Below are 6,167 nucleotides of genomic sequence, written 5' to 3' on the forward strand. Positions count from 1 at the left end.
GTTACCAGCTGGCCGCGGGCGCCGCGCTGCCGCCGCTGGTGGTGGACGACGAGGAGGCGCTCGCGCTGGCGCTCGGCCTGCAGGCGGCCGCGCAGGGCGGGGTGGAGGGCGTCGCCGAGGCGGGGGTACGGGCGCTGGCCAAGGTGGTGCAGGTGATGCCGGCCCGGCTGCGTCGCCGGCTGGAGGCGCTGCGCGCGGTGACCGTTCCGGCCGAGTGGCCCGGCGCCGCCCGTGGCGGGATCGAACCGGACGTGATCACGGTGGTGGCGCTGGCCTGCCGGGACAGCGAGCGGCTGCGGTTCGGCTACACCGCCGCCGGCGCCGAGCGGACCGACCGGCACGTGGAGCCGCACCGGCTGGTCACCCTCGGCCGGCGCTGGTACCTGGTCGCCTACGACCTCAACCGGCACGACTGGCGCAGCTTCCGGCTGGACCGGGTCAGCGAGCCGCACCCCACCGGGGCCCGGTTCCGGCCCCGGGACCTGCCCGCCGCCAACGCCGCCGAGTTCGTCCGCGCCCGGCTGAAGAACCTGCCCGGGCAGTACCAGGTCGACGTTCTGGCCGACGTCCCGGCCGCCACGGCCCGCGAACGGATCGGTCAGTGGAGCACGATCGAGGAGGTGGACGCCGGGCACTGCCGCGTCCGGATGACCGTCGACAACCTCGACTGGCCCACCATGGCCCTCGGCGTCCTGGCCGCCGGCTTCCACGTCCAGCACCCGCCCGAGCTGACCGACCGGCTGCGGGCGTGGGCCGACCGGTTCGCCCACGCCACCGCACCGGACCGCACACCGGCGCGGTAACGCGGCCCTGCCGTCGGCGACTGACAGATCACCGGACCCCGCGAGCGAACGGAGAAGTGCGATGACGATGCAGCGCAACCGGTGGCGGCTCGCGATCCTGGCCGTCATCGGCGTGATCGGAATGGCGACGGCCGGTGTGGTGACGCTGGCCACCGCCGAGCCGCAGGCCGTCGAGTCGGACTCGGTGACCCCCTCGCCGCAGGAGCGCGCGGCGGTCCTGCAGCTGTGGGCCCAACAGTTCGACGCCTGGGCGCGGGCCGACGCCGAGGACTACGCCGGGTTGTTCACGCCGGACGGCGAGATGGTCGTCTTCGACGGCACCCGGGTGGCGACCCGGGCCGGCATCGAGGAGTACATGGCGTTCGTGTTCCCGGAGTTCCTGCGGGACACCACGCTCAGTGCCGAGGTCGAGAGCATGCGCAAGGTGGCGCCGCAGACCATCGTGATGGTCAGCATCGGGTGCGTGCTGCGGCCCGGAGAGATCGACTGTCCGGCTGTGGCGCTGTCGCGCCAGACCAACGTCATCGTCAAGAAGCACGGCCGGTGGTGGTTCAGCTCGTTCCAGAACACCCGGATCACCCCGGCCGGCTGAGTCGCGCGCCGCTCAGTCCTCGCCGTCCTTCTCCTCGCCCCTGCGGCGCAGGTAGTTGAAGCCGGGGATGCCCTGGATGGCCTGCCGGACGTCGTTGGCGACGTCCAGTAGCTCATGGATGTCCGGGCCGACCCGGTTGAGGGTGCCCAGGATCGGCAGCACGTCGTCGTTGAGGTGCTTGGCCAGCCGGGGCAGTTCGTCGACGAGCGTGATCGCGGCCTGCACCTCGTGCGTGCTGAACTGCTCGGCGAACTCGACCAGCGGGCGGGTGGCCGCCACCTGGACCCGCGCCGCCTCGGTCACCTCCTCGGCGGCGGTGATCGTCTGCTCGGTCCGGCGCACGAGCTCGTCCGCGCGGGCGACGATCGACTCCGCCGCACTCAACAGGTTCAGCACCCGAACCGGCACGGTGAGCACCGCGCCCGCCCAACTGATCAATGACATGGGTCCATTTCCTCAGAGGAAGTGCCCGCTGGCAAGGTAGGGCGCGGGCGGGGCCATGCCGCGCACCGCGAGGTAGCCCTCCTGGCCGATGTCCAGCCGGGCGGCCAGGCCGACGTCGACCGCCCAGTGGTTGTCGGTGGTGATGCAGTTGACCAGCGTGTCGGGTTGGGCGCTGGCCAGGGCCTCCCACAACAGGTCCGCCGCGATGCCCGGGTCCGCGGCGGCCAGCAGCGAGGCCCGGCCGCGGTCGTCGATGTAGACGTAGCCGTCCCGGCCGCGGGACACCACGAGCCGCTGGTTGTCCAGAAGGTAACCGTGGTCCGGTCCGTGCCCGGCGCCGCGCAGCGTCTCGTCCAGCCGGTCCATCCACGCCACGTCGCCGGCCTCCCCCTCGCGCAGGCCGGTGATCGCCGGGAGGGTGGACCGGTCCACCGTGCCGACCATCCGCAGCTGCGGGTGCAGCAGGAAACCCGCCAGCCGGTAGCGCCGGGTCGCGCCGGGGTGCGTGGTGGCGGAGAACAGGCCCGGCCGGTCGCCGGCGTGCCCGAGCACGGCGTCCATCAGCGCCCGGCCGACTCCCTTTCCCTGCCGGGCCGGCAACACCCCGTAGGTCGCCAGGTACCAGACCGCGCCCCGGTTCTGCGAGATCGCGAACCCGATGATCTCCGGTCCGTCGGTGGCCACCCAGCAGCCGCCCGGATCCACCGCGAGCAGGTGACTCATCCGGTCGATCCACTGTTTCGACGCGGTTTCCGTGCGGGGCTGCCCCCCGGGTTCCCGGAACGTCACGTCCGACGCGCGCTCCGCGCCGGGCAGGTCGTCCTCCCGCAGCGGCCTGATCTCCACCGGGCTCATCGTGCGAGTATCACCCGCTCCCGCTCGGACAGCGCGCTCGCGGCGATGATCGCCAGCGTGATGACGCCGCCGCCGACGATGGCCGCCGCCGGCGAGAAGTAGGTCATCACCAACGCGGAGAACGCGGCGACGAGGCTGTAGCCGATGCCGGTGGTGGCGTAGATGATCGCGTAGCCGGCGGTGTGCGCGGCGACCGGCAGCCGGTCGCGCAGCGAGAGGTTGCGGGTCACCAGCACGCAGGACTGGAACGCCCCGCCGACCACCAGCGCGGCGCCGATGCCGAGCGCGCCGGGCAGCAGGGCCACCAGGGTCAGCGCACCGGTGGTGACCAGCAGGCAGACCAGGCTCTGCTGGCGCATCCGGCCCGGCCACGGCCGCCGCCCGTACAGGTAGCCGCCGACCACCCCGCTCACCCAGAACGCCATGAGCAGCGGCGCCACCGTGCCGACCGGCAGCCCGCGCGACTCGACCAGCGCGGGCAGCACCAACTCGATGGTGGCCACCATCGCCATGGACGCGGCGGCGGACAGGTAGATGGGCCAGGCGCCGGCCAGCGTGCGCGCCCTGGAGCCGGCGGCCACGGAAACCGGGCCGGCGGTCCGCCCCACCGGCAGGACCGCCACGATCAGGACCACGGCCACCAGGTTCAGCACCGCGGCGAGGGCCATCGGCACGCCGGGTCCGGCGCCGAGCGCGAGGAAGGCGACCAGCACCGGGGCGGCGGCCCAGATCACGCCCTTGAGCACGGTCTCGGCGCTGAGCACCTTCGGCACGTCCGGCTCCGGCACCAGCCCGGTGAGCAGCGCGCGCAGGCCGGCTCCGGACGCGGCCGGGAAGAAGCCGGCCAGGAAGGTCAGCGCCACCAGCGCGGGCAGTGAAATCGAGGCGCCGAACGCCAGGCCGGCGTAGGCGGCGGCGCCGAGCCCGAGGCCCAGGGCCAGGTGCGCCCTGGCCCGGTCGGGACGGAACAGTACGCCGAGCACCGGCGCGCCGGTCACCTCGGCCAGCACCCAGATCATCGCCAGGGCCGCGCCGAGCGGGTAGCCGCCGGGCAGTTCCCTGGCCAGGAACACGAACGCGACCGGCGCCATGGCGATCGGCAGCTGGTTGGCCAGCGCGGCCGCGGCCCACACCAGCACCGGCCGGGTGGCGATGCTCCGGTAGCCGGTGGTCACGGCGCGTCCGACGGGAACAGTTCGGCCAACTCGCGTTCCAGTTCCTCGGCCGCCGCCAGGTTCTCGCCGACGATGCACGCCTCGCCGCCGGTGCCGTCCATTCTGGTCCCGTACACCGAGATGATCACGCCGGTCCGGGTGCGCGGGTCGTAGGCCAGCCCGCTGCCGGTCAGCGCGCGCAGCGCCGGACCGAACGCCGGGTAGCCGCATTCCCGCCGTTCCACGATGCAGCGGTCGCGCAGGTAGTCCCCGCCGATGACGCGCTCCCCGATCGCGAACAGGTGCGTGGATCCGCCGTAGCGCGCGTTGAACTCGTTGAACAGCACCCGCCCGTCCGGCGTCAGCACCGCGTCGATGTTGGTCAGCCCGCGGTAGCCCATCGACCGCATGGTGACCGCGAGGGCTTCCAGGTGGACGAGGAAGTCGGCGAACGCCGGCGGTGCGTCCGGCACCGGGATGATCACTCCGGCGCAGATCGGGCGCATCCGCACCTTGCCGTAGCCGAAGATGTCGGTGGAGCGGTCGGAGATGGCCACCTCGCCCCAGATCGGCACCGAACCGGCCAGGTACTCCTCGATCACCACCGGGTACAGCGAGTCGTTGGTGTACCAGGGCCACCGCGCGGCGATGTGGCCGGCGAGCGCCGCCCGGCCGGTGACGATCTCGTGGTGGGCGGCGCCGAGCGGGTCGATCTCGGCCGTGCGGCTGAGAATCTCGTTGCCGAGCCCGGCGACGTTGCGGTCCTGCTTGACGATCACCGGCCGGCCGGAGCGGAGCAGGTCCCAGCAGAAGTCCACCGCGTCCTCCGGGCTGCTGGTGACCACGCCCTCCGGGATGGGCAGCCCGGTGCCGGCCGCCACGGCGCGGAACACCGCCTTGCTGTTGAGCAGTTCGTGGCCGCCCTGGTCCACGAAGGCGAACCCGGGGGTGCCACCGGCCAGGCCGAGACCGCGGGCCAACTGGTTGACGTAGCCGTCGAAGTAGAACGGCTCGACCGAGTCGAGGCGCCGCTCACGCACCAGCCGGCGCAGGCCGTCGAGTACCGCGTCGCCGGTGAACCGGTCGCGGGTGAGCACCGCCGGGCCGAGCTTCCCCTCGGGCGGCACGACCACGTCCAGGCCGCTGCCGGCGAACCCGAGCATTCCGGTGGCGTAGGCGAGGAACCCGGGATCCGGCGCCAGCGCGAGCACCAGCACGTCGCCGGGCCGCGCGCACCAGACCAGGCGCTGACCCTGGGCTCCGGTGTGCCACAGGGACTCCGGCGAGATGTCCTTGAGGTAGGGCCCGTTGACCCGGTTCCCGATGACCAGCCGTGCCATGGACAGGTTCCCTCCTGCTCAGAAGAACGTCCGGACGAGGTCGACGACGGTCTCGCCGCGGATCACCGGAATGAGCTGCCACTTGTCGAAGGCGGTGCACGGGTAGGCCAGGCCGAGGCCGACCCAGTCGCCGACCCGGACGTCGGTGCGCGGCGCGAGCCGCACGAACGTGTGCTGGTCGTTGATCTCCCTGATGGTGCAGTCCCGCAACGGGATCAGCTCACCGCCTTCCCGCCGCGCCACCTGCGGCTCGGGCAGCCAGGCGTCGAAGGACAGGTCCCGTTTGCCGGCGGTGAGCAGGGCCAGGCCGGGCTCCGGGCGGGACGTCACCCGGGCCCAGGCGCGCAACGCGGGTCGCAGGCCCGCGCCGGCCTCGCCCCGCGAGAACGGCGTCATCCAGCGGTAGAAGCCGTCGTCGTGCGCGATGTAGCAGCCGCTGCGCAGCACCGGCAGCACCCGCATGCCCGGTTCCCACGGTGCGGTGAGCGCGTCGGCGACCTGGTCGAAGAAGCAGCTTCCGCCAGCGCTCACCAGGATGGTGTCCGACTCGAACAAACCGGCCCGGTGCAGCAGCACGGCGACCTTGCGCATCCGGTTCAGCAAATCGTCCACAATGGACAGACTGTGCGGCGACGGGTCGTTCACCAGCACACCCTCGTAGCCGCCGACGCCGACCAGCCGCAGCAGCGGGCACAGCGCGACCTCGCGGGCGGTGGCCAGCGCGTCGGCCACCGAGCGCGCGCCGGCCCGGCCGCCGGTCCGGCCGATCTCGACCAGCACGTCGACCGGCCGGCTCGGCGGTCGCTGAGCGAGCGCGCCGGCCATCTGCCACACCACCTCGGGTGAGTCCACGAAGCAGCTGAACTCGAAGTCGTCGTCGGCCTCGAGCTCGTCGGCCACCCAGTGCAGCGCCGGCGCGTCGATCAGCTCGTTGGCGAACAGGATCCGGGACACGCCGAACGCCCGGTAGACCCGCAGT

At 72.9% G+C, this 6,167-nt stretch carries 7 protein-coding genes; 2 read left to right on the forward strand and 5 right to left on the reverse strand.

Features of this window, described 5'->3' with window-relative positions:
• The coding region (locus VFO68_RS25650) for a WYL domain-containing protein (protein WP_325160946.1) at nt 1–803 on the forward strand (803 nt) is incomplete at its 5' end.
• Nucleotides 804–864: 61 nt separating this feature from the next.
• On the forward strand, nt 865–1,395 hold the full coding sequence (locus VFO68_RS25655) for an SgcJ/EcaC family oxidoreductase (protein WP_325160947.1): 531 nt from the start codon (nt 865–867) through the stop codon (nt 1,393–1,395).
• A gap of 12 nt (nt 1,396–1,407) precedes the next feature.
• Here VFO68_RS25655 and VFO68_RS25660 read toward each other — a convergent pair whose 3' ends face one another.
• From VFO68_RS25660 to VFO68_RS25680, 5 genes are all read right to left on the reverse strand, one after another.
• On the reverse strand, nt 1,408–1,839 hold the full coding sequence (locus tag VFO68_RS25660) for a hypothetical protein (protein WP_325160948.1): 432 nt from the start codon (nt 1,837–1,839) through the stop codon (nt 1,408–1,410).
• Nucleotides 1,840–1,851: 12 nt separating this feature from the next.
• On the reverse strand, nt 1,852–2,694 hold the full coding sequence (locus VFO68_RS25665) for a GNAT family N-acetyltransferase (RefSeq protein WP_325160949.1): 843 nt from the start codon (nt 2,692–2,694) through the stop codon (nt 1,852–1,854).
• A complete protein-coding gene (locus VFO68_RS25670) occupies nt 2,691–3,869 on the reverse strand; it encodes an MFS transporter (RefSeq protein WP_325160950.1) in 1,179 nt (392 codons plus the stop codon). The genes VFO68_RS25665 and VFO68_RS25670 overlap by 4 nt, the downstream gene beginning before the upstream one ends.
• Nucleotides 3,866–5,188: a peptide ligase PGM1-related protein gene (locus tag VFO68_RS25675; protein WP_325160951.1), complete on the reverse strand. Its 1,323-nt coding sequence runs from the start codon at nt 5,186–5,188 to the stop codon at nt 3,866–3,868. The genes VFO68_RS25670 and VFO68_RS25675 overlap by 4 nt, the downstream gene beginning before the upstream one ends.
• 18 nt (nt 5,189–5,206) lie before the next feature.
• Nucleotides 5,207–6,167, reverse strand: a 961-nt coding sequence (locus VFO68_RS25680) for an amino acid deaminase (protein WP_325160952.1), incomplete at its 5' end; no start/stop codon positions are given.

The sequence above is a fragment of the Actinophytocola sp. genome (genome assembly GCF_035712165.1).
Classification (GTDB): Bacteria; Actinomycetota; Actinomycetes; order Mycobacteriales; family Pseudonocardiaceae; genus DASYTH01.